This is a genomic window from Pilimelia terevasa (genome assembly GCF_014647915.1).
Lineage (GTDB): Bacteria > Actinomycetota > Actinomycetes > Mycobacteriales > Micromonosporaceae > Pilimelia > Pilimelia terevasa.
In genome coordinates, this window is the sequence record NZ_BMQC01000002.1 from 161,451 (window position 1) to 186,964 (window position 25,514).

At 76.2% G+C, this 25,514-nt stretch carries 20 protein-coding genes; 12 read left to right on the forward strand and 8 right to left on the reverse strand.

The features are described from left to right. The first annotated feature begins 13 nt into the window (after positions 1 to 13). A complete protein-coding gene (locus IEY75_RS03710; RefSeq protein ID WP_189112756.1) occupies positions 14 to 760 on the forward strand; it encodes a FadR/GntR family transcriptional regulator in 747 nt (248 codons plus the stop codon). On the opposite strand, the gene IEY75_RS03715 is transcribed toward IEY75_RS03710, so the two are convergent. After that, positions 732 to 1,148, reverse strand: coding sequence for an ATP-binding protein (locus IEY75_RS03715; protein WP_229789323.1), 417 nt, complete (start codon positions 1,146 to 1,148; stop codon positions 732 to 734). The two genes, IEY75_RS03710 and IEY75_RS03715, sit on opposite strands and share 29 nt — an antisense overlap. A 170-nt stretch (positions 1,149 to 1,318) precedes the next feature. Between IEY75_RS03715 and IEY75_RS03720 the strand changes: the two genes are divergently transcribed. Continuing rightward, positions 1,319 to 2,500: an NAD(P)-dependent malic enzyme gene (locus IEY75_RS03720; RefSeq protein ID WP_189112758.1), complete on the forward strand. Its 1,182-nt coding sequence runs from the start codon at positions 1,319 to 1,321 to the stop codon at positions 2,498 to 2,500. A gap of 70 nt (positions 2,501 to 2,570) precedes the next feature. On the opposite strand, the gene IEY75_RS03725 is transcribed toward IEY75_RS03720, so the two are convergent. Continuing rightward, on the reverse strand, positions 2,571 to 3,497 hold the full coding sequence (locus tag IEY75_RS03725) for an alpha/beta hydrolase family protein (RefSeq protein WP_189112759.1): 927 nt from the start codon (positions 3,495 to 3,497) through the stop codon (positions 2,571 to 2,573). 84 nt (positions 3,498 to 3,581) lie between these two features. On the opposite strand from IEY75_RS03725, the gene IEY75_RS03730 reads away from it, so the two are divergent. After that, the gene (locus IEY75_RS03730) at positions 3,582 to 3,995 is read left to right on the forward strand and encodes an NUDIX hydrolase (RefSeq protein WP_229789324.1); all 414 of its coding nucleotides are present in this window, start codon (positions 3,582 to 3,584) and stop codon (positions 3,993 to 3,995) included. Positions 3,996 to 4,046: 51 nt separating this feature from the next. Further along, positions 4,047 to 4,211, forward strand: coding sequence for a hypothetical protein (locus IEY75_RS03735; protein WP_189112761.1), 165 nt, complete (start codon positions 4,047 to 4,049; stop codon positions 4,209 to 4,211). A gap of 72 nt (positions 4,212 to 4,283) precedes the next feature. Here the strand turns inward: IEY75_RS03735 and IEY75_RS03740 are convergent, their stop codons facing one another. The 5 genes from IEY75_RS03740 to IEY75_RS03760 all read right to left on the reverse strand — a co-directional run bounded on the left by IEY75_RS03740 (position 4,284) and on the right by IEY75_RS03760 (position 10,927). Continuing rightward, a complete protein-coding gene (locus IEY75_RS03740; RefSeq protein ID WP_189112762.1) occupies positions 4,284 to 4,463 on the reverse strand; it encodes a DUF6104 family protein in 180 nt (59 codons plus the stop codon). 5 nt (positions 4,464 to 4,468) lie between these two features. Beyond that, positions 4,469 to 8,248 carry a multifunctional oxoglutarate decarboxylase/oxoglutarate dehydrogenase thiamine pyrophosphate-binding subunit/dihydrolipoyllysine-residue succinyltransferase subunit gene (locus tag IEY75_RS03745; protein ID WP_189112763.1) on the reverse strand — a complete coding sequence of 1,260 codons (3,780 nt, stop codon included), beginning with the start codon at positions 8,246 to 8,248 and terminating at the stop codon, positions 4,469 to 4,471. 191 nt (positions 8,249 to 8,439) lie between these two features. Then, positions 8,440 to 9,222: an ABC transporter permease gene (locus tag IEY75_RS03750; RefSeq protein WP_189112764.1), complete on the reverse strand. Its 783-nt coding sequence runs from the start codon at positions 9,220 to 9,222 to the stop codon at positions 8,440 to 8,442. Next, the gene (locus IEY75_RS03755; RefSeq protein ID WP_189112765.1) at positions 9,219 to 10,127 is read right to left on the reverse strand and encodes an ABC transporter ATP-binding protein; all 909 of its coding nucleotides are present in this window, start codon (positions 10,125 to 10,127) and stop codon (positions 9,219 to 9,221) included. The genes IEY75_RS03750 and IEY75_RS03755 overlap by 4 nt, the downstream gene beginning before the upstream one ends. Positions 10,128 to 10,258: 131 nt before the next feature. Further along, positions 10,259 to 10,927, reverse strand: a complete 669-nt coding sequence (locus IEY75_RS03760; RefSeq protein ID WP_189112766.1) for a hypothetical protein — start codon at positions 10,925 to 10,927, stop codon at positions 10,259 to 10,261. Positions 10,928 to 11,016: 89 nt separating this feature from the next. Here IEY75_RS03760 and IEY75_RS03765 point away from each other — a divergent pair, with 89 nt between their 5' ends. The 5 genes from IEY75_RS03765 to IEY75_RS03785 all read left to right on the forward strand — a co-directional run bounded on the left by IEY75_RS03765 (position 11,017) and on the right by IEY75_RS03785 (position 16,716). After that, positions 11,017 to 11,799, forward strand: coding sequence for a GNAT family N-acetyltransferase (locus IEY75_RS03765; protein WP_189112767.1), 783 nt, complete (start codon positions 11,017 to 11,019; stop codon positions 11,797 to 11,799). Continuing rightward, positions 11,796 to 12,683: a lysophospholipid acyltransferase family protein gene (locus IEY75_RS03770; protein WP_189112768.1), complete on the forward strand. Its 888-nt coding sequence runs from the start codon at positions 11,796 to 11,798 to the stop codon at positions 12,681 to 12,683. The genes IEY75_RS03765 and IEY75_RS03770 overlap by 4 nt, the downstream gene beginning before the upstream one ends. A 65-nt stretch (positions 12,684 to 12,748) precedes the next feature. Then, a complete protein-coding gene (locus tag IEY75_RS03775; RefSeq protein ID WP_189112769.1) occupies positions 12,749 to 13,459 on the forward strand; it encodes a response regulator transcription factor in 711 nt (236 codons plus the stop codon). A 44-nt stretch (positions 13,460 to 13,503) separates the two neighbouring features. Next, complete coding sequence (locus IEY75_RS03780) at positions 13,504 to 15,066, forward strand: sensor histidine kinase (RefSeq protein WP_229789360.1); 1,563 nt, start codon at positions 13,504 to 13,506, stop codon at positions 15,064 to 15,066. Between the two features lie 66 nt (positions 15,067 to 15,132). Then, entirely contained in the window at positions 15,133 to 16,716 is a 1,584-nt protein-coding gene (locus IEY75_RS03785; RefSeq protein WP_189112771.1) for a S1C family serine protease, read from the forward strand. Positions 16,717 to 16,794: 78 nt separating this feature from the next. Here the strand turns inward: IEY75_RS03785 and glpK are convergent, their stop codons facing one another. Beyond that, positions 16,795 to 18,291, reverse strand: a complete 1,497-nt coding sequence (gene glpK, locus IEY75_RS03790; protein ID WP_189112772.1) for a glycerol kinase GlpK — start codon at positions 18,289 to 18,291, stop codon at positions 16,795 to 16,797. A gap of 158 nt (positions 18,292 to 18,449) precedes the next feature. Between glpK and IEY75_RS03795 the strand changes: the two genes are divergently transcribed. From IEY75_RS03795 to cphA, 3 genes are all read left to right on the forward strand, one after another. Continuing rightward, positions 18,450 to 21,794 (forward strand): cyclic nucleotide-binding protein, encoded by a 3,345-nt coding sequence (locus IEY75_RS03795; RefSeq protein ID WP_189112773.1) that lies wholly within the window; start codon positions 18,450 to 18,452, stop codon positions 21,792 to 21,794. Between the two features lie 101 nt (positions 21,795 to 21,895). Beyond that, entirely contained in the window at positions 21,896 to 22,759 is an 864-nt protein-coding gene (locus IEY75_RS03800) for a cyanophycinase (RefSeq protein WP_229789325.1), read from the forward strand. After that, positions 22,756 to 25,488: a cyanophycin synthetase gene (cphA, locus tag IEY75_RS03805; protein WP_189112774.1), complete on the forward strand. Its 2,733-nt coding sequence runs from the start codon at positions 22,756 to 22,758 to the stop codon at positions 25,486 to 25,488. Before IEY75_RS03800 ends, cphA begins: the two co-directional genes overlap by 4 nt. The last annotated feature ends 26 nt before the right edge of the window (positions 25,489 to 25,514 follow it).

Sequence of the window (25,514 nt, forward strand, 5' to 3'; positions counted from 1 at the left end):
AGGCTCACGCCTCGTGGATTCTGCCCTTCCGACCCCTGAGCGTCGCGCCACCGCCGACGCGCACCACCGCCCGCCCGCGTACCAGGTGCTGGCCGACGACCTGCGCACGCAGATCACCACCGGCCGACTCCGGCCCGGGGACCGCCTGCCCACCGAACCGGAACTGTGCGCCCGCTCCGGCGTCAGCCGCAGCACCGTCCGCGAGGCGCTGCGGATGCTGGCCAGCCAGCACCTCATCGTCACCACGCGGGGCGTGTTCGGCGGCAGCTTCGTCGCCGAACCCTGCCCGGCCCGGCTCGCCGACTCGCTGACGGGCGTCCTGCAACTGCTGTGCGCCTCGGGGCCGCCCAGCGCCGAGCGCTCGCTGGAGGTGCGGCTGATGCTGGAGGTGCCCGGCGCCGGCCTGGCGGCCAGCCGCCGCACCGAGTCGCACCTCGCGCGGCTCGCCCAGCTCGTCGTCGACCCGATCCTGCCGCTGCCCACCCGGTTCGCGGTCTACGAGGAGTTCCACGGGGTCGTCGCCGTGGCCGTGCAGAACCCGCTCTACGAACTGCTGACCCGGCCCCTGCACCGGCTCAGCGTCGTCGACCGGCTGACCGAGGACGCGGGCGTGTGGACCCGCGTGGCCGCGTACTGCCGCGACTTCGCCGCCCGGCTGCGCGAGGGCGACGTCATGGGTGCCCAGGAGGCCGCCGCCGACCACCTGCGCCACCTGCGCACCATCGGGGTCGTCAGGGCCGCGGACCCTGTCGCCGGCTGACCAGCCGGATGGTGGCGACCGTGCCGTCGGTCTCGGCGACCGCGTCCGTCGTCAGCGCCGTCAGCACCTTCCACGCGAACGAGGCGTGCGCCGGCAGGTTCGTCCCGGGCTGGGTCGACGCGCTCACCGCGACGGTGAGCGCGTCCTCGGAGACCGCGAACCGGCACTCCAGCTCCGCGCCGGCTGCGGCGATCGCCAGCAGCATGGCGCACGCCTCGTCGACCGCGATCCGCAGGTCCTCGATCTCGTCGAGGGCGAAGTGCAGCCGCGCCGCCAGGCCGGCGGTGGCCGTCCGTAGGACGCCCAGGTAGCCGACATCGGCCGGTACCGTCAACAGGACGATGTCGTCCTCGACGATCGCCTGGTCGTCGGTCGTCAACTGGCTCACGCGCATACCCCCTCACAGGCACTCTACTGCGCCGGACGGCCGGTACCGCGCGTGCCGGCTCCCATCCGGTGACCTGGGCGCGTCGCCCGGCACCCCGGTGGCGGCGCGCCTCTACCCTCGGCGTGGTCATCCACCAGCCGCGGCCCCCGCCGCCTGATCGGGAGCGCCCCATGCCAGCGGTCACAGTAGATCCGCTCGACCCCGTCTTCGACCTGCACCGCGGCGGCAAGATGGCGGTCACCTCGACCGTCCCGCTGACCAGCCGCGAGGACCTGGCCCGGGCGTACACGCCCGGCGTGGCCCGGGTGTGCCAGGCCATCGCGGCCGACCCCGACCTCGCCGACGTCTACACCTGGGCCGGCCGCAGCGTCGCCGTCGTGACCGACGGCTCCGCCGTCCTCGGCCTGGGCGACATCGGGCCGCGGGCGGCCCTGCCCGTCATGGAGGGCAAGGCGATCCTGTTCAAGCAGTTCGCGGGCGTGGACGCCGTGCCGATCTGCCTGGACACCACCGACGTCGACGCCATCGTCGCCACCGTCACCGCCCTGGCCCCGTCGTTCGGCGGGATCAACCTGGAGGACATCGCCGCCCCCCGCTGCTTCGAGATCGAGCGCCGCCTCGACGCGGCGCTGCCGATCCCGGTGTTCCACGACGACCAGCACGGCACGGCGATCGTGGTCCTCGCCGCCCTGCGCAACGCGGCAGCGCTGCTGTCGCGCAAGGTCCGCGAGCTGAGGGTCGTGGTCAGCGGCGCCGGCGCCGCCGGCCACGCCGTCACGCGGATGCTGATCGCCGGCGGGGTACCGGCGGAGACGATGGTGGTCCTGGACTCCCGCGGCATCCTGTCCGCCGGCCGCGGCGACCTGACCGGGGCGAAGGCGGCACTCGCGGCGGCCACCAACGCGGCCGGGCGCACCGGGGGCGTGGTCGAGGCGCTGCGCGGCGCGGACGTGCTGATCGGCGTCTCCGGCGGCACGATCGCCGAGGAGGCGCTGCGCGGGATGGCCGACGGGGCGGTGGTCTTCGCGATGGCCAACCCGCACCCCGAGGTGCACCCGGACGTCGCCGCCCGGCACGCGGCGGTCGTCGCCACCGGCCGCAGCGACTTCCCCAACCAGATCAACAACGTGCTCGCCTTCCCGGGCGTGTTCCGGGGCGCCCTCGACGCGCGGGCCACCCGGATCACCGACGGGATGAAGCTCGCGGCGGCCGAGGCCATCGCTGCCGTCGTCGCCGACGCGCTGACGGCGGACGCGATCGTGCCCAGTCCGCTGGACCCGCGGGTCGCGCCGGCGGTGGCCGCCGCCGTGGCCGCCGCCGCCAGGCAGGACGACGTCTGCCGCGCCCGCTGAGGCCGCAGCGGAGGTCGGCTCAGGCGCGGTACGGCAGCGAGGGGCGCGGTCCGGCGGCGAGGCGGCCGGCTCAGAGGCGGTCGGTCAGCGTCGCGGTGGCCGGGTCGGTCCGGCGCAGCGCGCGGCGGGCGGCCTGGTCGCCGTAGAGCGTCCAGTGCAGGAAGCTCAGGGTCGACGCGGCGACCGCCTCGAACAGCGGGCCCTGGCCGGTCCGCAGGGTGGTGCCGTGGTCGCCGTCCGGCAGGCTCAGCAGCGCCTTGGGCCAGGGGACGGCGTCGAAGGCGGCCCTGCCGGTGGCGTACGAGATGACCGGGTCCCGGCGGCCGTGCACGAACAGCATCGGGGCGGGCGCCCCCGCGTAGGCGACGCTGACGCCCAGCGTGCTGCCGGCCAGGACGACGCCCGCGCGCAGGCGCGGGTCGCGGGCCAGGCTGAACAGGCCGATCGTGGTGATGCCGCCCGCCGAGTGGCCCGCCGCCGCCACCCGGGCGGTGTCCAGCCGGCCGCGCAGCGGGTGGCCGGCCGCCCGGCCCAGGGCCAGCACCCGGTCGAGGACGGCCGAGGCGTCCGCCGGCTGCTCCAGCACGTCCAGCGGCTCCAGGGCGCTGCCGCGCGAGGTCCGGGGGTAGGTGGGGGCCGCCACCACCAGGCCGGCCGCGGCCCAGCGCCGCAGCAGCGGCCGGTACTCGGCGGGCAGGCCGCCCAGGCCGTGGCTGAACAGGACCACCGGGTACGGCGCGGCGTCGGTCGCGTCGGCCGGGTACCAGAGCGTGACCGGCAGCCGGCGCTCCCCGCGCCGGGCGGTCAGGGTCTGCACCGCGACCTCGTACCCGCCGGCCGGTACGGCCCGGGGCGGCAGCGCCGCGGGTCCGGCGGCGGGTGTGGGGGAGGCCCCGGGCGCCACCGGGGCGGCGGCGGGGGTGCGGCCGGCCGTACAGCCGGCGGCGGCCACGAGCACCGCGCTGAGCAGCGCGGCGAGCGCGCGGGGACCGGACATCCACCCATTGTCACCCCTGGGTCAGGGGCGGCGCGTCGGCCGGCCAGCCGTTACCGTTCGCAGATGGATCGTTACCGTTCGATTGTGGATGTCCACCTCCTCCTGGTGCGGGACGACGAGATCCTGCTGGGTATGCGCCAGCACACCGGGTACGCGGACGGGCACTGGCACCTGCCGTCGGGCCACCTGGAGGCCGGCGAGTCGCTGCCGGCGGGGATCATCCGGGAGGCCGAGGAGGAGATCGGGCTGCGGCTGACCCCCGAACAGGTGCGTTTCGTCCAGCTCGTCCACCACGCCGGGCCGGGCGAGGAGCCGCGGGTGGGCGTCTTCTTCGAGGCCACGCGGTGGGCGGGCGAGCCGGTCAACGCCGAGCCGCACAAATGCGCTGAGCTGCGCTGGTTCCCGGCGCGGGCGATACCGCCGGAGACGCTGGACTACCCGGCCGAGGCCATCGCGCGGTACCTGCGGGGGGAATCGTTCGGCGTGCACGGGCTGTAGGGGTGGCCGGGCGCGGGCGGGGCGTGGCCGGGTTTCGCTATGGTCATGGCCATGCCTGACACGTACAACGATCCCAGTGGCAACACCGCGCAATTTCAGGCGTTCGTCACGTCCCCGCCCCCGGCGCCCGCGAAGCGGACCCCGGTCGGCCTGATCGTCGGCGGTGTGGTCCTCGGCGTCGCCGTCCTGGCCGCCCTGGCCTGGGCCCTGGCCTGAGCCGCACCACACCACCGCACGCGGGGCGGGTGTTCCGCCCGGAACACCCGCCCCGCGCCGTCGACAGCGGCGCTACTCGTCCTCGTCGTCGTCCAGCCGGGCCAGCCAGGTGGCGAAGCGCTCCATCGGCGTCTCGAACTCCGGGTGCAGGTCGACGAAGTCGCGCAGCCGCTCGGCCAGCCACTCCAGGCTGACCGACTCCTCGCCGCGCCGCTGCGCCAGCTCCTCCAGCCCGCGGTCGGTGAAGTACATGCCGCTCAGACCTTCGGCAGCGCGGCTTCGAGCAGCGCGCGCTGCTCCACCTCGTGGGACTTCGAGGAGCCGCCGGCCGGCGCGGCCGCCGCGGGCCGGGAGATCCGCCGCAGCCGTACGCCCTCCAGGTGCTCCAGCAGGTTGAGCGCCACGAACGACCACGCCCCCTGGTTGGCCGGCTCCTCCTGGACCCAGGCCACGTCCTCGATCGCCGGGAACCGGCCCAGCGCCGCCTTCAGCTCCTCGACCGGCAGCGGGTAGAGCTGCTCCATCCGCAGGATCGCCGTGTCGGTGACGCCGCGCTCGTCGCGGGCGGCGAGCAGGTCGTAGAAGATCTTGCCGGTGCACAGCACCGCCCGGCGCACCTGCTCCGGGTGCAGGCCGCCGCCGGCCAGCGCCGGGTCGCCCAGGACCGGCTGGAAGGTGCCGGTGGTGAAGTCCTCCACGGGGGAGACGCACAGCTTGTGCCGCAGCAGGGACTTCGGGGTGAAGACCACCAGCGGCTTGCGCTTGGGCGACAGCGCCTGGCGGCGCAGCAGGTGGAAGTAGTTGGCCGGGGTGGTCGGGATCGCCACCCGCATGTTGTCCTCGGCGCACAGTTGCAGGTACCGCTCCGGCCGGCCGGACGTGTGGTCCGGGCCCTGGCCCTCGTGGCCGTGCGGCAGCAGCAGCGTCAGCGAGCTGCGCTGGCCCCACTTGACCTCGCCCGAGGAGATGAACTCGTCCACGATCGACTGCGCGCCGTTGGCGAAGTCGCCGAACTGCGCCTCCCACAGCACCAGCGCCTCCGGCTTCTCCACCGAGTAGCCGTACTCGAAGCCCATCGCCGCGAACTCGCTCAGCAGCGAGTCGTGCAGGAAGAAGCGGGCCTTGTCCGTGGCCATCCCCGCCACCGGCAGGTAGTCGGCGCCGGTGCGGGCGTCCACCACCGAGCCGTGCCGCTGGACGAACGTGCCGCGCCGCGAGTCCTGGCCGGCCATGCGGACCGTGACGCCCTCGGCCAGTAGCGAGCCGAAGGCCAGGATCTCGCCGAAGCCCCAGTCGATGCTGCCCTCGACGGCCATCTTCGCGCGCCGGGTGAGCAGTTGCTGGACCCGCTTGTGCGGGGTGAAGCCCTCGGGCAGGTCCACGTGCCGCTGGCCGATCGCCGCGATCACGGCCGGGTCGGCGGCGGTCCCGACGACCGGCTCCGGCTCGGGCGCCGGGCGGGTCCGCGGCCGGGAGCCGCCGGTCGGCTGCTCGTCCCGGGTCGCCTTGAAGACCTGTTCGAGCTGCGCCTGGTAGTCGCGCAGCAGCTCCTCGGCCTCGGTCACGGTCATGTCGCCGCGGCCGATCAGCTCCTCGGTGTACAGCTTGCGGACGCTGCGCTTGGTGTCGATGATCTGGTACATCTCGGGGTTGGTCATCGACGGGTCGTCGCCCTCGTTGTGGCCGCGGCGGCGGTAGCAGACCAGGTCGATGACGACGTCCTTGTTGAACGTCTGGCGGTACTCGAAGGCCAGCCGCGCCACCCGGACGACGGCCTCGGGGTCGTCGCCGTTGACGTGGAAGATCGGCGCCTGGATCATCCGGGCCACGTCGGTGCAGTACAGCGACGAGCGGCTGTACTCCGGCGCGGTGGTGAAGCCGACCTGGTTGTTGACCACGATGTGCAGGCTGCCGCCGGTGCGGTACCCGCGGAGCTGGGACAGGTTCAGCGTCTCGGCGACCACGCCCTGGCCGGCGAACGCCGCGTCGCCGTGCACCAGCACCGGCAGCACGGTGAAGCCCTGCGGGCCGAGGTTGAGCCGGTCCTGCTTGGCCCGGACCACGCCCTCCAGCACCGGGTCGACGGCCTCCAGGTGCGAGGGGTTGGCCACCACCGAGACGGTGGTGGCGCAGTCCCCGTCGGGCGAGGTGTACCGGCCGGACTGGCCCAGGTGGTACTTGACGTCGCCGGAGCCGTGCGCCGACCTCGGGTCCAGGTGCCCCTCGAACTCGAAGAAGATCTTCTCGTACGGCTTGCCGACGATGTTGGCCAGCACGTTGAGGCGGCCGCGGTGGGCCATGCCGATGACGACCTCGTCCAGCTCGCCCTCGGCGCTGGCCTGGAGCACCTCGTCCAGCAGCGGGATCAGCGACTCGCCGCCCTCCAGGGAGAACCGCTTCTGGCCGACGTACTTGGTCTGGAGGAAGGTCTCGAACGCCTCGGCGGCGTTGAGTCGGTTGAGCACGTGCTTCTGGGCCGGGCCGTCGAGCTTGGTGTACTTCTTCTCGATCCGCTCCTGGATCCAGCGGCGCTCCTCCGGGTCCTGGATGTGCATGTACTCGATGCCGACGCGCCGGCAGTACGAGTCGCGCAGGACGCCCAGCACGTCGCGCAGCTTCATCCGCTCCCGACCGGCGAACCCGCCGACCGGGAAGTAGCGGTCGAGGTCCCACAGCGTCAGCGAGTGCTCCAGGACGTCGAGGTCCGGGTGCTTGCGCATGTGGAATTCGAGCGGGTCGGTGTCGGCCATCAGGTGGCCGCGCACCCGGTACGCGTGGATGATCTCCAGTACGCGGGCGGTCTTGTCGATCGCGTCGCCGTCGCCGGTCGCCGAGTCGCGGACCCAGCGGATCGGCTCGTACGGGATCCGCAGCGCCGTGAAGATCTCGTCGTAGAACGTGCTGCCGCCCAGCAGCAGCTCGTGCATGACCTTGAGGAACTCGCCGGACTGCGCGCCCTGGATGATCCGGTGGTCGTAGGTCGAGGTCAGTGTGAGGACCTTGCTGACGCCCAGCTCGGCGAGCCGCTGGTCGGACATCCCCGCGTACGGCGCCGGGTACTCCATGGCGCCGACGCCGACGATCGCGCCCTGGCCGACCATGAGCCGCGGCATCGAGTGGACGGTGCCGATGCCGCCCGGGTTGGTCAGGGTGACCGTGGTGCCGGCGTAGTCGTCCATCGTCAGCTCGTTCTTGCGGGCGCGCCGGACGACGTCCTCGTAGGCCTGCCAGAACTGGCGGAAGTCCATCGTGTCGCACGCCTTGATCGACGGGACGACGAGCATCCGGGAGCCGTCGGGGCGGGCCAGGTCGATGGCGATGCCGAGGTTGACGTGCTCCGGCCGGACCAGGACGGGCTTGCCGTCGACCTCGGCGTAGGAGTTGTTGACCTCCGGGTGTGCCGCGAGCGCCCGGACCAGTGCGTAGCCGATGAGGTGGGTGAAGCTGACCTTGCCGCCGCGGCCGCGCGCGAGGTGGTTGTTGATCACGACGCGGTTGTCCACCATCAGCTTGGCGGGCACCGCCCGGACGCTGGTGGCGGTGGGGATCGCCAGCGAGGCGTCCATGTTCTGGACGATCTTCGCCGCGACGCCGCGCAGCGGCGCGGTGCTGGCGCCCTGCGGCACCGCGGGGCCGGTCGGGGCGGCCGGCTTCGCGGCGGGGGCCGCCGTCGGCGCGGCAGCGGACGCGCGCGTGGCGGCCGGTGCGGTGGCGGGCGCCGCCGGGCGGGCGGGCGCGGCCGTCGCGGCGCCGTTGCCGTTGGCCGGGGGCGCGGCCGGCTCGACGGCCTGGCCGGCCGCCGGGGCCCGGGTGCCCGCCCGGGCCGCCGCCACCGCGGCCGTGGCCGCGCTGGCGGCCGTCGGCGAGGCGGCGCGGCCGCCGTCGGTCACCGGCCGGTAGTCGGCGAAGAAGTCGTGCCAGGCGGGATCGACGCTGGAGGGGTCGGTGAGGTACCGCTGGTACATCTCCTCGACAATCCACTCATTCGCTCCGAAACCCGCCAGTGGATTGTCCTGCGAACTCTGCTGGGTCGACACAGCCGGTACGCCTCTTCCTCGCGATCGAGCCCACCTCGGGCGGTGCGGGCGCCGGCCGTCCGGCCCGGTGGTCCGGGCCCTCGGGCGTCCCTCCCCGGGGAGGCGGCGCGCGCTGTCGGAAAGTCGGTACCAGGTTACGCCTGCGCGCCCGCTCCCGTGTCGGTGCGTCGGACCGAGTCGCGCCGCCGCGCTCAGCCCAGGTCGCGGCGCCGGACCAGGGCGGTGCCGAGCGCCAGCGCGGCGACCGCGTAGCCGACCAGGACCACGCCCGCGACCCAGCGGGGCGGGAGCCCCGGGTCCGGCACCCCGAACACCAGCAGGAAGGACGCCAGGGAGGGGATGAGCGTCGCCCACTCCAGCGCCCGGTGGCCGACCAGCTCGGTCAGGCCGGCCAGCCCGGCCACCAGGGCCAGGGTGCCCGCGAAGTTGATCCCCAGCGCGGCGGCCGCCGCCCCGGCCTGGTGCCGCACCAGCGCGCCCAGCCCGACCCCCAGGACCGGCCAGACCGCGAAGGTGGCGCCGTTGAGCGCCACCGCCGTCCAGACCTCCGGCCGGTGCAGCGCGGCGGCGGCCATCCCGTCGGCCAGGACCAGCGGCCCCAGCGCGAGATTCAGCGCCGTGGTCAGCGCCCACAGCGCCAGGCCGCCCAGCGCGGCGGCGGCGCCCTTGGCCAGGATCACCGCCGTGCGGCCCGGCGAGACCAGGAAGGTCGGCAGCGCCGTCCGGTACTGGAACTCCGCGGTGATCACCACCGTGCCCAGGACCAGCGCCACCGTCATCCCGGCGAGCTGCCCGGTCGTGTAGAAGTTCGTCTGCGCCAGCAGCAGGGCCGTCGGGTCGGCCTGCACCTCGCCGTTGAACAGCAGGGTGTTGACCAGCAGCGCGCCGGCCCAGACCACCAGCGTGACCGCGGTCAGCAGCCAGCCCGTCCGGGTGGTGCCCAACTTCAGCAACTCCGCCCGCAGCAGTCTCACCGGACCTCCGCCCGCCCGGCCGTCAGGTCGAGGAACGCCCGCTCCAGGTCGGGCGCCTCGGGGGTCAGCTCGTGGATCTCCAGCGCCGCGGCGAGCGCGGTGCGGGCCACCGTCGGCGCGTCGATGCCGGTCGCCCGCAGCGCGCCGTCGGGCCCGGCGGTCACCGCCGCGCCCGCGGCGGCCAGCGCCCGGGTGAGCGCGTCGGCCTGCGGCGCGCGGATCCGCAGCGGCGGCTGCGCCGCGACGGTGACGACGTCGGCCACCGGCCCCTGCCGGACCAGCCGCCCGCCCGCGATGATCACCACGTCGTCGGCGAGGAGTTGCATCTCGGCGAGCAGGTGGCTGGACACCAGCACGGTGCGGCCCTGCCCGGCCAGCGTGCGCAGCAGCGCCCGCAGCCAGTGGATGCCCTCGGGGTCCAGCCCGTTGGCCGGCTCGTCGAGGATCAGCACCCGCGGGTCGCCGAGCAGCGCCGCCGCGATGCCCAGCCGCTGGAGCATCCCCAGCGAGTAGCCCTTGACCCGCCGCCGGGCCGCCGGGGACAGGCCGACCACGGCGAGCACCTCGTCGGTGCGGTGCGCCGGCAGGCCGGCCGCCGCGCAGATCACCCGGAGGTGGTCGCGGCCGGACCGGCCCGGGTGCGCGCAGGAGGCTTCGAGGACGGCGCCCACCTGCCGGGCGGGTTCGCGCAGGGCGCGGTACGGGCTGCCGTTGATGGTCGCGGTGCCGGACGTGGGGCGGCTCAGCCCCAGGGCGATCCGCAGGGTGGTGCTCTTGCCGGCACCGTTCGGCCCGAGGAAGCCGGTGACCCGGCCGGGCTCGACCGTGAACGACAGGTCGGCCACGGCCGCCAGCGTCCCGTACCGCTTGGTCAGGCCGCTGACCACGATCCGCCCGTCCGCCACCCGCCGCCCCTCCGACCGTCGCCAGCGTCGCCGTGCGCGGCCCGGGCAAACCCGACCGCCGCCAGTCCCCGCAGCCTACGGCGCCGCGGCGGCGGGCCGGGGCCGACGCGGCGGAACACGCCCGGCGCAGGTCAGGACGGGGGAACGGCGATCCAGGTCGCCGCGGCCGCGCCGAGCAGGGCCCCGTCGGCCCCGTACAGCGACGTGCGGACCTGCGCCTTGCGCCCCTCGGCCGCCGCGCACCACCCGAGCACCACGCACGGCTCGCCCGGCGCCGGCAGGCGGTGCAGGGTCGCGGTCATCCGGCCCAGCACGTACGGCCGGCCGGGGCCGATGACCGACCAGCCGCCCGGGCAGTCCAGCGCGGCCCACAGCACCGGGGCCGACACCTCGGCGGGCGCGGTGAACGGCGCCGCCGTCCGGCCGTCGCCCAGGAAGCCCGGGTAGACCCCCAGCCCGTCGGGGGCGGGGCGCTGCGGCCCGCAGACGTAGCAGGTCGGGAAGGGATGGTCGGTGAACCCGGGGAAGGCCCGCGCCGCCGCGGCGGCGGCCGCCGCGTCCACCGGCGGCACCGCAGCCGGCACCGGCGCGGCGGGCACGCCCTCGGCGACCAGCGCCTCCCCGGCGTACAGCCGGACGCCGTCCGGGGAGGTCCGGGCGGCCAGGTCGGTGTCCAGCGGCGGCGGCAGCCGCAGCGTCACCTGGACCGTGGGGTCGTCGAGCAGGCCCGCCAGCAGGCCGGCCGTGTAGCCGCCGTTGGCCGAGCCCGGAGGTCCGTTGAAGCGTCCCGGGATGCGCACGCGGCCACGGTACCGCCGTTCACCCAGCCGTCGCCCCGCCGCATCCACGCCGACACTGTTCGGGCAGCTCAGGGGCCTTACATCGAGGCATGGCAGTTCTTCTGACCACCCCGACCCGCACGAGCGGGTACACCCTCCTGCTCACCGACGACGCCCGGCAGGTGACCGCCGCGCAGCAACTGCGGTACCGGGTCTTCGCGCAGGAGCTGGGCGCCACACTGGCCGGCGACCAGGCCGGCGTGGACGTCGACGACTTCGACGACTACTGCGACCACCTCGTCGTCCGCGAGGACACGACCGGCGAGATCGTCGGCACGTACCGGATGCTGCCGCCGCAGGCGGCCGCGCGGGCCGGCCGGCGGTACGCCGACGCCGAGTTCGACCTGTCCCGCCTCGACGGGCTGCGGCCGTACGTCGTCGAGGCCGGCCGGTCGTGCGTGCACCCCGACCACCGCAGCGGCGCGGTGATCAACCTGATCTGGGCGGGCATCGCCCGGTACCTGCACCTGCACGGGCTGAGCTGGCTCGGCGGGTGCGCCTCGGTGCCGGTGGGCGGGGACCCCGCCGCCGGCCCGGCCGACGTCTGGGCCGCCGTCGCCGAGCGGCACCTGGGCCCGGCCGCGATGCGGGTCGTCCCGCACCGGCCGTGGCTCGCCGAGCCGGGCGTCGCCGCGGCGGTGGCCGCCGCCGACCCGCGGGCGGGGCGGGCGGCGATGCCGCCGCTGCTGCGCGGGTACCTGCGGCTGGGCGCCTGGGTGTGCGGGGAGCCGGCCTACGACCCGGACTTCGGCGTGGCCGACCTGTACGTGCTGCTGTCGATGGACCGCATCGACCCGCGGTACCGGCGGCACTTCCTGGGCCTGGACCGGTGAGGACCGCGCGCGCGGCCGCCCGCGGCGCGCCGCCGCCGGCCGCGCGGCCCGCCGCGGGTGCCCCGGCGGGCGCGGCCTGGTGGGTGCCGCGCTCGCCGTGCGGCCCCGGCTGCCGGCCGCGGGGCGCGCCGGCCGTGGGTGCCGGCCGCCTCGCGGCCCGGCTGGGCGCGCTGCTGGCGGTCCTGGCCGCGACGCCGCTGCTGCTGCCGGCTCTGGCCTCGCGGCGGTGGCGCGGCCGCGCCGTGCGGACCTGGTCCCGGGCGGTCCTGCGGGGACTGGGCGTGCGGCTGGCCGTCCGCGGGGCGCCGCCCGCACGGGCGACGCTGGTGGTCGCCAACCACATCTCCTGGCTGGACGTCGTGGCGCTGCTGGCCGTGCTCCCGTCGGCGCGCCTGGTCGCCAAGCGGGAGGTCCGCGGCTGGCCGGTCGTCGGCTGGCTCGCCGGCCGGGCGGGGACGCTGTTCCTGGAGCGGGACCGGCCGCGCGCGCTGCCGGCCGTGGTGGCCGCGGCGGGGGAGCGGCTGCGGGCCGGCGCGCCGGTGGCCTGCTTCCCGGAGGGCACCACCTGGTGCGGCCCGGTCGGCGGCCGGTTCCGGCCCGCGCTGTTCCAGGCGGCCGTCGACGCGGGCGTCGCGGTGCTGCCGGTGCGGGTGGGGTACCGGCAGGCCGACCGGCCCACCCGCCAGCCGGCCTTCGTGGGCAGCGACACCTTCGCCGCCTCGCTGCACCGGATCGCCGCCACCCCCGCCCTGACGGTGACCGTGTCCCTGCGCCCCACGCTGTACCCGGCCCCCGGCGCCACCCGGCGCACGCTGTCGCGGGCCGCCGAGGCCGCCGTCCACGCCGCGGTACCGGTGGCCGACCTGGCCCACCTCCCGACCTGACCGCTCACAGGGTTCTTTCAGCGCGGGTGCAGGGGACCGCCAGGGAGCCCGTGGAGAATGGCCGCATGGTCGGTGAGAGCGGTACCCGCGAGTCCGAGGCGCGGCTGCTCGTGGTCGAGGACGACCCGAGCATCCTGGAGCTGTTGTCGGCGAGCCTGCGGTACGCGGGGTTCGATGTCACGACGGCGGCCAACGGCGGCGCGGCCGTCGACGCCGCCCGGGAGGCCCGACCGGACCTGGTCGTGCTCGACGTGATGCTGCCCGACCTCGACGGGTTCGAGGTGATCCGGCTCATGCGCGAGCAGGGGGCGCGGACGCCGGTCGTGTTCCTCACCGCCCGCGACGCCACCGAGGACAAGATCCGCGGGCTGACGCTCGGCGGCGACGACTACGTCACCAAGCCGTTCAGCCTGGAGGAGCTGACCGCGCGGATCCGCGCGGTCCTGCGGCGCACCGGCGGCGAGGCCGCCACGCCGCGGCTGAGTTTCGCCGACCTGGAGCTGGACGAGGAGACCCACGAGGTCTACCGGGCCGGCCGGCAGGTCCCGCTGTCGCCGACGGAGTTCAAGCTGCTGCGGTATCTGCTGCTCAACGCCAACCGGGTGCTGTCCAAGTCGCAGATCCTCGACCACGTCTGGAACTACGACTTCCGCGGCGACGACAACATCGTCGAGTCCTACATCTCGTACCTGCGCCGCAAGGTCGACAACGTCGACCCCCGGCTCATCCACACGCTGCGCGGCGTCGGGTACGTCCTGCGCAAGCCCTCGGCATGACCGCCGCGCCGGCCGGGGCGCCCCCCGCGCCGCTGCTCGCCCGGCTGCGCGAGGTCGCCGCCTCCGGCGCGGCCCTGCGCCGGACCCCGCTGCGGGTCAAGCTCGTCGCCGCCGTCCTGGCGCTGATGTTCGCCGCGCTCGTGGTCACCAGCTTCGGCGGGGTGCTGGCGCTGCGGGCGTACCTGTTCGGCGAGGTGGACCGGGAGCTGGCCGACACCGCCCGGCTCGTCCCGCAGTACGTGCTGGAGGGGTCCCCCGGCGGCCTGCCCAGCGACTACGTGCTGGCGTTCGTGTCGCGCAACGGCGAGGCGGAGCGCAACGAGGACGGCACGACGTTCCACTCGACCCGGCTGATGTCGGCCGAGGAGCTGCCCCAGCTCCCCCGCAACCGGGAGGAGATGCTGCGCCGGCTCGGCCGCCCCTGGACCGAGCAGGCGCGCTCCGGCCCGCGCCGCTGGCGGGTGCTGGCCCTGCCGCAGGACCGCGGCGACAACGGGCGGGTCACGCTCGTGGCCCGCGACCTCACCGAGGTCGACCGCGCCGTGGGCCGGCTGGTGTGGATCGACGTCCTGGTCGGCGGCGGGATGCTGATCCTGCTCGCCTCGCTCGGCGCGGCCCTGGTGCGGACCAGCCTGCGCCCGCTGGTCGAGATCGAGCAGACCGCCGGCGCCATCGCCGCGGGCGACCTGAGCCGCCGGGTGCCCGACCCCGAGCCGGGCGTCGCCGAACCGACCTCGGAGCTGGGCCGGCTGTCGCGGGCGCTCAACGCCATGCTGGCGCAGATCGAGTCGGCGTTCACGGCACGGGCCGAGTCCGAGCGGGCCGCCCGGGTGGCCGAGACCGGGGCGCGCGCCGCGGAGGCGGTGGCCCGGGAGTCCGAGGCCCGGGCGCTGCGCTCGGAGGACAAGATGCGGCAGTTCGTCGCCGACGCCTCGCACGAGCTGCGCACCCCGCTGACCACGATCCGCGGCTTCGCCGAGCTGTACCGGCAGGCGGTCGGGGCCGACGCCGCCGAGGCCGCGCGGCTGGTCCGGCGGATCGAGGACGAGGCCGCGCGGATGGGCCTGCTGGTCGAGGACCTGCTCCTGCTGGCCAGGCTGGACCGGCAGCGGCCCCTGGGGCAGGCGCCGGTGACGCTGGCGGTGCTGGCCGGCGACGCCGTCCAGGCCGCCCGGGTCACCGCGCCGGACCGGCGGATCACCCTGGACCTGGCCCCCGGTTCGGCGGGGCTGACCGTGCGCGGCGACGACGCCCGCCTGCGCCAGGTGCTGGGCAACCTCGTCACCAACGCGCTCGTCCACACGCCGCCGGCCGCCCAGGTGACGGTCCGGCTGCGCGACGGCGGGGACGGCACGGCCGTGCTGGAGGTCGCCGACACCGGCCCGGGACTGCCGGCCGACCAGGCCGAACGGGTGTTCGAGCGGTTCTACCGGGCGGATGCCGCCCGCAGCCGGCACGCCGGAGAGGTCACCGGGACCGGCCTCGGACTGGCTATCGTGGCGGCGATCGTGGCGGCCCACGCGGGCGCGGTGGAGGTCGAGTCGGCGCCCGGCGTCGGCGCGACGTTCCGGGTGCGCCTGCCGCGGCTGCCCGACAACGCCGAGTGAGGCGCTCACAGGCAACGTCCAGTCCCGGTACAGGCGGGGCCAAGAACGATCGGGGAAAGTAGAGCCATGACCGAACACGACGACGTCGCCCACGGCGACCCGCAGCGCAGCGAGCCCCCGCGGGCGGGGACGAACGAGCCGGCCCCGCCGGCCGAGCCCACCGCGGCGTCCGTGAGCGCCCACCGCCCGGACGGCCAGGAGCCGGCCGGCCACCCCGGCGCCTCGTCTCCCAGCCACCCGCCCCACGGCCACCCGGCGCACCCCCAGCCGGCCGCCGGTGCCCCCGGCCACCCGGCCGCGGCCCCGGACGCCGCCCCCCAGCCGACCCCGGCCTGGGCCGCCGCCGCGGCCTACCAGCCGGCGTACGGGCCGCACGCGCACCAGACCCCCGCCGCGCCGCCGCCCGGCTACGGCCCCGCCGCCGCCGGGCACGGCCCCGGCGGCCACGGGTACGGCGGGGCCGCGGCGCACGGGACCGGGCCGCACGACGCCGCCACCCACGCCTACGCCACGGGCGCGCACCAGTCCCCGTCCTGGCTCACCAACACCGGCAGCCACCCCGCTGTCGGCACCGAGGAGCAGTCCCGCCGGCGCCGCCGCGGCGGCCTGATCGCCGCGATCGGCGCGGGCGCCGTGTTCCTCGCGCTGTGCTCCGGCGTGACCGGCGCCCTGATCACCCGCGGGATGTCCGACGGGCCGCTGACCTCGCTCGACGCCTCCACCGGGGCGCCGGCCGCGGTCCTCAACCGCGAGTCCCTGGCCGGGATCGCCGACGGCGTGACGCCCAGCGTGGTCTCCATCAGCACCGGGCGCGGCGAGGGCTCCGGCGTGGTGATGAGCACCGACGGCTTCATCGTGACCAACAACCACGTGGTCGCCACCGCCCCCAACGGCCAGGTCACCGTCTCCTTCCGCGACGGCAAGAACCTGCCCGGCAAGGTCGTGGGCACCGACCCCCGCACCGACCTGGGCGTGGTCAAGGTGGAGGGCGTCAGCGACCTGAAGCCGGCGAAGTTCGGCAACAGCAGCGCGATGCGCGTCGGCGACACGGTGATGGCCGTCGGCAGCCCGCTGGGCCTGCAGGGCTCGGTGACCGCCGGCATCGTCAGCTACCTCAACCGCAGCATCAGGGCCGGCGGCGGCGACGAGGACTCGCCGCTGGGCCAGCCGAGCCAGACCCCGACGCTCGCGGGCCTCATGCAGACCGACGCGCCGATCAACCCGGGCAACTCCGGCGGCGCGCTGGTCAACCTCGACGGCGAGGTCATCGGCATCAACACGGCGATCGCCACGGCCGGCAGCCAGGGCAACATCGGCGTCGGCTTCGCCATCCCGAGCAACCGGGCCAAGGCCGTCGCCGAGCAGATCAAGTCCGGCCAGAAGGTCAGCCACCCGTTCCTCGGCGTGGACCTGGCCGACGCCGAGGCCGGCGGGGCGCTCATCGGCAGCGTGGCCGCGGGCAGCCCGGCGGCCAAGGCGGGCCTGCTCAAGGGCGACATCATCACCGAGTTCGGCGGCCGCAAGATCGGCAAGGCCGACGACCTGGTCTCGGCCGTCCAGTCGGGCAAGGTCGGCGACAACCTCTCGGTCAGCTACACCCGCAACGGCAAGGCGGCCACGGCGACGGTGACGCTGGGCGAGGCCACGTAGGACGTTTCCACCTCCCCATACCGGTGGGGCGCGGCCAGGGGGCGGCCGCGCCCCACCGGTGCGTCCGGCACCGGGGGGTCAGTCGGTCCAGTCCAGGCTGCGGGCCACCGCCTTGCGCCAGCGGCGCGCGCCGCCGGCCCGGGCCGCGGCCGACATCCGCGGGGTCCAGCGGCGCTGCTCGGCCCAGTTGGCGCGCAGCGCGTCGAGGTCCGGCCAGAAGCCGACCGCCAGACCGGCCGCGTACGCGGCGCCCAGGCAGGTGGTCTCGCTGACCGAGGGCCGCAGGACCGGTACGTCGAGCACGTCGGACTGGAACTGCATCAGCAGGTCGCTGGCGGTCATCCCGCCGTCGACCTTGAGTGCGGTCAGGTCGGTGTCGGCCTCGGCGTTCATTGCCTCCACCACGTCGTACACCTGCCACGCGGTCGACTCCAGCGCGGCCCGGGCCAGGTGGTCGCGGGTCACGAAGCCGGTGAGCCCGGCGATGACGCCGCGGGCGTCGGGGCGCCAGTGCGGGGCGAACAGGCCGGAGAACGCCGGCACGATCACGCAGCCGCCGCTGTCGGGCACCCGCGCGGCCAGTTCGTTGACCTCGCGGGCGCTGCCGATGATGCCGAGGTTGTCGCGCAGCCACTGGACCAGCGCCCCGGTCACCGCGATCGACCCCTCCAGGGCGTACGCGGCCGGCTGGTCGCCGATCCGGTACGCCACCGTGGTCAGCAGCCCCCGCCGGCTCGGGGTCGGCGTGTCGCCGGTGTGCATGAGCAGGAACGAGCCGGTGCCGTACGTGCACTTGGCCTCGCCTGGGCTGTAGCAGGCCTGGCCGAACAGCGCGGCCTGCTGGTCGCCGAGCGCCGCCGCCACCGGTACCCCGCCGAAGGGCCGCGCCTCGCCGTACACCTGCGACGACGGCCGGATCTCGGGCAGCATCGCCCGCGGGATGTCGAACGCCGCCAGCAGCGTGTCGTCCCAGTCCAGGGTGGCCAGGTTCATCAGCATGGTGCGGCTGGCGTTGGTGACGTCGGTGAGGTACGCGCCGGTCATCCGCTCGATCAGCCACGTGTCGACGGTGCCGAACCGGACGGCGCCGTCGGCGGCCCGGCGCCGCAGGTCGGGGTCGCGGTCCAGCCGCCAGCGGATCTTCGGCGCCGAGAAGTAGGTGGCCAGCGGCAGGCCGCAGCGGTCCCGGAAGCGGTCCTGGCCGCCGTCGGCGGCCAGCTCGGCGATCAGCTTGTCGGTGCGGGTGTCCTGCCAGACGATGGCGTCGCCGATCGGCTCGCCGGTGGCCGCGTCCCACAGCACCGTGGTCTCGCGCTGGTTGGTCAGGCCGATCGCGGCGAGGTCGGCGGGGGCGAGCCCGACCTGGTCGAGCGCGCCCCGGGTGACGGCCTCGACCCGGTGCCAGATCTCCACCGGGTCGTGCTCGACCCAGCCCGGCCGGGGATAGCGCTGGCCGTGTTCGCGCTGCGCCTGCGAGACGATCGTGCCGGCGGCGTCGAAGACGATACAGCGCGACGACGTGGTGCCCTGGTCAATGGCGGCGATATAGCGGGTCACCGGGACAGTCTGGACCATTCCGCGAGGTAAGGGGATGGTTCGGCGCCGGAGCGGTGCCTTCTTCACCACGCTCTGTGGAGAGTCGCATTCCGTATGCGCTGAGGAATCGCGTGTCTCGATGCCGATCGGTTAGCCTGCCGGGCGAGGTCCGCTAGGAGGCATAGACCGTGGCAGTGGTGGAGAGTCGCACCGACGTGTGGCAGGTCCTCGCCGGACACGCCCCCGACCCGTCCGATGGGCCGGGTATGTCCTTCCCGTTCGACGACCCGCAGCGGGACCGGGCCCGCCCCGTCCTGCGCGCCGGTGTCGAGCAGGCGTCGCTGGTGTCGGTCCGGGGGGAGCCGTACGTCCTGCTCCGGTCGCCGGAGCCCGGCGGCCGGGCGCACCTCGTGCGCCTGAGCGCCGACGAGGCGGCGCTGACCGCCCTGATGGACGGCACCCGCTCGGTCAACCAGCTCGTCGCCGAGTTCGCCCGGCTCACCGGCCGGCTCGCCGCCGAACAGGTCGTGCGCGTCATCGCCGACCTGGCGGCCAACGGGATGCTCGACCGCCCGGCCGCGGCGCCGGCCCGCCGGCCCGCGACGCTGGCCGGCACCGGGCGCGGCCTGCTCGCCGCGCTGCGCGGGCGCCGGATGGTCGTCGCGGACGTCGACGGCGCCGTGACCGCGGCCCACCGGGTGCTGGGCTGGCTGCTGCGCCGACCCGTCGCCATCGGCCTGGCCGCGGTCGCGCTGGTCGGCGTCGGGCTGTTCGGCTGGACGTGGAGCACCGCGGCGTACCCGCTGTTCCAGCTCGGCGGCTCCTACGTCACCGGGATCCTCGTCCTGCTGCTGCTGCACGTCCTGGCCCTGGTCGTCCACGAGTGCGGGCACGCCCTGGCCGCCAAGCACGCCGGCCGGGAGGTCGGGCCGGCCGGCGTCCTGCTGTACTTCGGCGTCCCGGCGGTCTTCGTCGACACCACCGACGTGTGGCTGGCGGGGCGCGGGGCGCGGCTGCGGACCGTCGCCGCCGGTCCCGCCGCCACCCTCGTGCTCGCCGGGGCGGCCCAGCTCGCCGGGCTCGCGGCCCCGCCGCTGGCGCCGGTGGCCTTCGCGCTGGCGTTCGTCTGCTACTTCCAGACCGTGGTCAACCTCTGCCCGCTGCTGCCGCTGGACGGCCACTACCTGCTCAGCGACTGGCTGGAACTGCCGAACCTGCGCGTCCGCGGCCAGGCCGCGCTCGCCGCCCGGCTGCGCGGCAAGGCCACCGCCTGGCGCGAGCTGGACGGCGACGGCCGCCTGGTCACCCTGTACGGCCTGCTCGGCGCCGGCTACCTGCTCGTCGTGGCCAACCTGGCCGTGCGCCTGTGGCGCGACCGGCTCGGCGGCCTCGCCCTCGGGCTCTGGCCGCAGGGACCGGGGGGCCGGCTGCTGCTGGCCGGCGTCCTCCTCGGCGCCGCGGCGCCGCTGCTCTACCCGGTGGCGGGCTGGGGCGTGCGGCTGCTGCGCCGCCGCGCCGCCGGGCGCCGGGAGGCCGGCACGTCGGGCCGCCGGCTCGCCGCGCTGCGCGGCACGATCCTGGCCCAGCTCCCCGACGGCGCGCTGGAGGGCCTGGCCAGCCGGGCCACCTGGCGGTACCCGGCGGCCGGCGAGCAGGTCGGCCGGGCCGGCCAGCCGGCCGAGGCCGTCCTCGCCGTCGTCGCCGGTGTCGCCGAGGCGCGCACGCCCGGCGACGTCGCCGGGACGATCCGGCAGCGGGTCGGCCCGGGCGGGCTGATCGCGCTCGCGTCGGTCCTGCGCGGGACGCCCTCGGCCGCGGACTGGCACGTCGGCCCCGAGACGGTCCTGCTGAGCCTGCCGCCGGACGCGGTCGCCGCGGCGATGTCCCCGCTGCCGGAGGCCGGCGCCGCCGAGCGCACGGAGGCCGAGGCGCTGTTCGCCGACACGCCCGCGCTGGAGTGGCTGCCCGAGGAGGACCGCTTCGGCCTGGCCGCCGCGGCGGCGCCGGTGTTCCTGAACCCGGGCCAGCCGGTGACCCTCACCCCGGACCGGGACGCGGTCGTCATCGCCTCCGGCGAGGTCACCCTCCCCGACGGGCGGGGGCTGCGCCGCGGCACCCTGATCGGCCCGCTCGGCGACGGCCCGGAGACCGAGGTCGCGGTGGCCCGCACGCCGGTGCGGCTGTGGAGCCTCGCGGTCCAGGCCGGCGCGCCGTTGCTGGTGTCGGCGGCGCTCGGCGCGCCCCCCGCCGACCCGCGTGACCCGGCGCCCGCTCCCGCGCCGCGGGCGTTCACCGGCGGCGGGATCGTCGCCGCCGACGGCGCCGCGCCGCGGTTCGGCCCGCACCCCACGACCGGGTACCCGCCCCTGGCCGCGCCGCCCGGCCCGCCCCCGCCGCCCGCCTACGACCGGGACCGCCGCTTCCAGCGCCACCTGTGGTGGCTGGTGTACCCGGTCCTGGTCCTGGCCGCCGTGCTCACCGGCGCCCAGGCGCTGCCCACCACGGCGTGGGCCGAGCTGCCGGACGCCCGGCTGCTGCTCACCGCCGAGAAGGGCACCGTGCGCACGGTCGTGGCCGGTACCGGCCGCACCCTCGACGCGGGCGACCGGGTGTACCTGGCCGAGGGGGACCGGGTCACCTCGGCCGACCACGCGACGGCCACCTTCACCTACCGCGGCGGCGCCCGGGTCCAGCTCTGCGCGGGCGGCGAGGTCGCCGTCGGCGCCCTGCGCGGCGGCCCGGACCGCGCGGCCGACCCGGCGGCGTCGCTGACGCTGAGCCACGGCACCCTCGTCGCCGACACGACGCCGTCGAGTGCGGCCTACCCGCCGCTCGCGCTGACCGTGTACGACCAGGGGCGGGCGCTGACCAACGCCGGCCCGGCCCGGTTCTCCACCAGCGCGGGGGAGACCGCCGTGGTCCGGGGCGGCGTGCTGGCCGACGGCGCGCCGCTGGCGACCACGCCCGGCGAGGTGAGCTGCGACCTGGAGACCGGCTTCCCGACCACCAACGGACCGACGATCCCGGCGACGTTCGGCCCGACGGGCACCGCCACGCCCACTCCGACGGCGACGCCGAGCCCGACCCCGTCGCCCACCCCCAGCGCGACCCCGACCCCCACGCCGACCGCCGCGCCGAGCCGGACCACGGCCGCGCCCAGCCGCCCGCCGGTGGCCGACAGGGTGCCGCCGCGCGTCTCCGGCCTGTCCGCCTCGCCCGGCGAGCTGGACCAGGGCCCGCCGCCCGAGGGCGCCTGCAAGCCGGAGACCCGGGCCGGTGACACGGCGACGGTGACGGTCTCCGTCAGCGACAACGCCGACGGCGCGCTGTCGGTGACCGGCGGCTGGAGTACCGCCGGCGCGGCCGGCGAGGTCGCCATGTCCGGCTCCGGTGGCAAGTGGACCGGGACGTTCCGGGTCGGCTACGCCGAGGGGCACAAGGGCGGCGGCAAGATCACCATCACGGTGACGGCCACCGACAAGGCGGGCAACACCGGCCGGTCCAGCACCGCCATCACGCTGAACCCCTGCAAGCCCGGGTGACGTACCGGAGCGACCCCGCTCCGCGGGTTGAGTGGGGCGATACCGGGTAATCCGCCCACCGTCCGGGGCGTTCGCCGTACACGCCCCACGAGGGGGCGACTGTGGCCGACAGCGGGGCCGCCGGGACGGCCGGCGAACGCGGGCAACTGATGGTCATCGGCGGCGCCGAGCGCCGCGACGCGGGCGCCGGGGGCATCCTGGGGCGGTTCGTGGCGCTCGCGGGCGGCCCGGCGGCCGACATCGCCGTGGTCGCCACGGCGAGCGCGGAGCCGAAGGTGCTGGAGGACGAGTACGTCGCCGCCTTCACCCGGCTCGGCGCCGGCCGCGCGCACGCGGTACCCGTGGCCACCCGCGCCGACGCCAACAGCGCGGCGGCGGTCGAGGCGCTGGGCTGCTGTACGGGCATCTTCTTCACCGGCGGCGACCAGCGCAAGATCATCGCCACCGTCGGCGGGTCCGAGGTCGACTCCCTGCTGCACCGGCGGGTCGACGCGGGCGAGGTGGTGCTCGCCGGGACCAGCGCGGGGGCGGCGATGATGTCGGCCACCATGGTCCGGGGCGGCCGGCTGGACTCGGTCAGCACCGAGGCGGTACAGACCGGCCCCGGCCTGGAGTTCGTCTCGGGCGTCCTGATCGACATGCACTTCGCCGAGCGCGGCCGGCTCAACCGGCTGCTCTCGGCCATCGCCCTCTACCCGCACGAGCTGGGCCTGGGCATCGACGAGGACACCGCCATCGTGGTGGCGGGCGGCTGCTTCGACGTCATCGGCACCGGCGCCGTCACCGTGATCGACGCCGGCCGCGCGGCGATGATCCGCACGCCCGTCGAAGGGGAGGGGCTGATCGCGCTGTCCGGCGTGGAGCTGCACGTCCTGCCCGGCGGCCACCGCTTCGACCTCGGTGCCCGGCAGCCGGTGACCGGCTCGGCACCGGCGAACACCCAGGATTGGGGAACATCGGCGTGAAGATCGAGCACGTGCGGACCCTGCGCGGTCCGAACCGGTACCTGCACCGCCCCGTCGCCGTCGCCCGGATCACCCTGGGCGAGCTGGCCGACCGCGAGAGCGTCGACTTCCCGGGCTTCACCGACGCGCTGCTGGCCGCTCTGCCGGGGCTGGCCCAGCACCACTGCGCCGCCGGCCGGCCGGGCGGGTTCGTCGCCCGGCTGCGCGGCGGCACGTACTTCGGCCACGTGGTGGAGCACGCCGCCATCGAGCTGTCCAACCTGGTCGGCCGGCCGGTCAACTTCGGCCGGACCACGTACGCCGGGGCGCGCGGCCGGTACGACGTGATCATGGAGTGCCCGGTCGACGAGCCGCGCGACTCCGGGCTGCCCGCGCGTTTCCTGGCCACGGCCGCGGACCTCGTCGCCGACCTGCTGGCGGGCCGGCCGGGGCGGCACGGTACGGCCCTGCCGGGCCTGCGCGCGGCGCACCAGGCGGCGCAGCTCGGCCCGAGCACGGCCGCCATCGCCGCCGCCGCCCGCCGCCGCGGCATCCCGGTCGAGCGGCACCGGGACCTGAGCCTGATTCAGCTCGGGCACGGCGTGCACCGCCGCCGGGTGTGGGCGGCGCTGACCGACGGCACCAGCGGCATCGGCATCGACCTGGCCGGCGACAAGGAACTGACCCGGCGGCTGCTGGCGGAGGCGGGCGTGCCGGTGGCCGCCGGCGGGCGGGCCCGCAGCGAGGCGGAGGCACAGGCGCTGTTCGACCGGCTGGGCCCGCCCGTGGTGGTCAAGCCCGCCCGCGGCCGGCAGGGGCAGCAGGTGCACCTGGACGTCACCACGCCCGCCGCCCTGCGCGCCGCGTACGCCGGGGCGCTGGGCTTCGGCGGCGACGTGGTCGTCGAGCAGCAGCTCGCCGGGCGCGACTACCGGGTACTGGTAGTCGACGGCGCCGTCGCGGCGGCGGCCGAGCGGCTCGCCGCGCACGTCGTCGGCGACGGCCGCGCGACGGTCGCCGACCTGGTCGACCGGGCGAACGCCGACCCGCGGCGCGGCGCCGGACACGCCCTGCCGCTGACCCGGATCGCCCTGGACGCGGCGGCGCTGGCCCTGCTCGCCGAGGCCGGCCTGCGCCCGGGCGACGTCCCGGCCGCCGGCCGCACGGTGTGGCTGCGCCGCAACGCCAACCTGTCGACCGGCGGCAGCGCCCGCGACGTCACCGACGACCTGCACCCGGAGGTGGCGGCGCTGTGCGTCCGGGTCGCCGCCCTCGTCGGGCTGGACATCGCCGGGGTGGACCTGCGCCTGCCCGACGCCACCGTGCCGCTGCCGCCCGACGACGAGGACCGCCGGCCCGTCGGTGGCGTGGTCGAGGTCAACGCGGCGCCGGGCCTGCGGATGCACCTGGAGCCCACGCAGGGCAGCCCGCGCGACGTCGGCACCGCCATCGTCGAGATGCTGTTCCCGGCCGGGCGCCGGGCCGCCGGGGCGTCGCCGGCCGGGCCGGGCCGGATCCCGACGGTCGCCGTCACCGGCACCAACGGCAAGACCACCGTCACCCGGCTGACCGCCCACCTGCTGGCGGGCTGCGGGCTGCGGGTCGGTACCGCCACCAGCGACGGCGTGTACGTCGGCGGCCAGCTCGTCCAGCGCGCCGACGCCACCGGCCCCCGCTCGGCCCGGCTGGTGCTGGCGGACCCGACGGTCGAGGCGGCGGTGCTGGAGACCGCGCGCGGCGGCATCCTGCGCCGGGGCCTGGGCTACGACCTCGCCGACGTCGGCGTCCTCACCAACATCACCGGCGACCACCTGGGCCAGGACGGCCTGGAGAGCGTCGCCGACATCGCCGACGTCAAGGCGCTCGTCGCCGAGCAGGTGCGGGCCGGCGGGACGCTGGTGCTCAACGCCGACGACCCGCGCGTCCGGGAGATCGCCCGCCGGCCGCGGGTGCGCGCCGCGGACAAGCGGATCCTGTGGTGCACGGTGGACCCGGACAACCCGCTGGTCCGGGGGCACCTGTCCCGCGGCGGCCGGGCCTACCTGCTGCGCGACGGCCACCTCGTGGAGGCCACCGGCGCCGAGGCCGTCCCGCTGCTCCCGGTGTCCGCCCTGCCGGGCAGCTTCGGCGGGCTGGCCACGTACGCGGCGGCCAACGCGCTCGCGGCCGTGGCGGCGGCGCGGGCGCTGGACGTACCGGCCCAGGTGGTGACCGCCCGGCTGGCGACGTTCCGGGCCGCGGACAACCCGGGCCGGGGCGTGCTGTGGTACCGCGACGGCGTCCACATCCTGGTGGACTACGCGCACAACCCCGCGGCGATCGAGGCGGTCACCGAGCCGCTGCACCGGCTGTGGGGGCGGGAGCGCGCCATCGCCGCGGCGACCCTGCCCGGGGACCGCCGCGACGACCTGCTCGCGGCCTCCGCGCGGGCGCTGGCGGCCGGCTTCTCCCGGGTGGTGCTCTACGAGGACCACGACCTGCGCGGGCGGGCGCCGGGCGCGCTGCCGACGCTGCTCAGCCACGAGATCGCCGCGTTCCGCGCGGACACCCGCCGGGTGATGGCCGCCGACCCGGACGAGGCGGTGACCGCCGCGCTGGCCATGGCCGACCCCGGCGACGTGGTGCTGGTGATGTACGAGCACGTGGAGGAGGTCCAGGACGTGCTGCGCCGGACGGGCGCGACCCCGGTCGCGCAGGCGCCCGAACCGGTCGGACCGGCCCCGCGGGCGATGTCCGCGGCGCCGGCCTGAGGACGCCCGCGCTCAGTCTCCGGGCG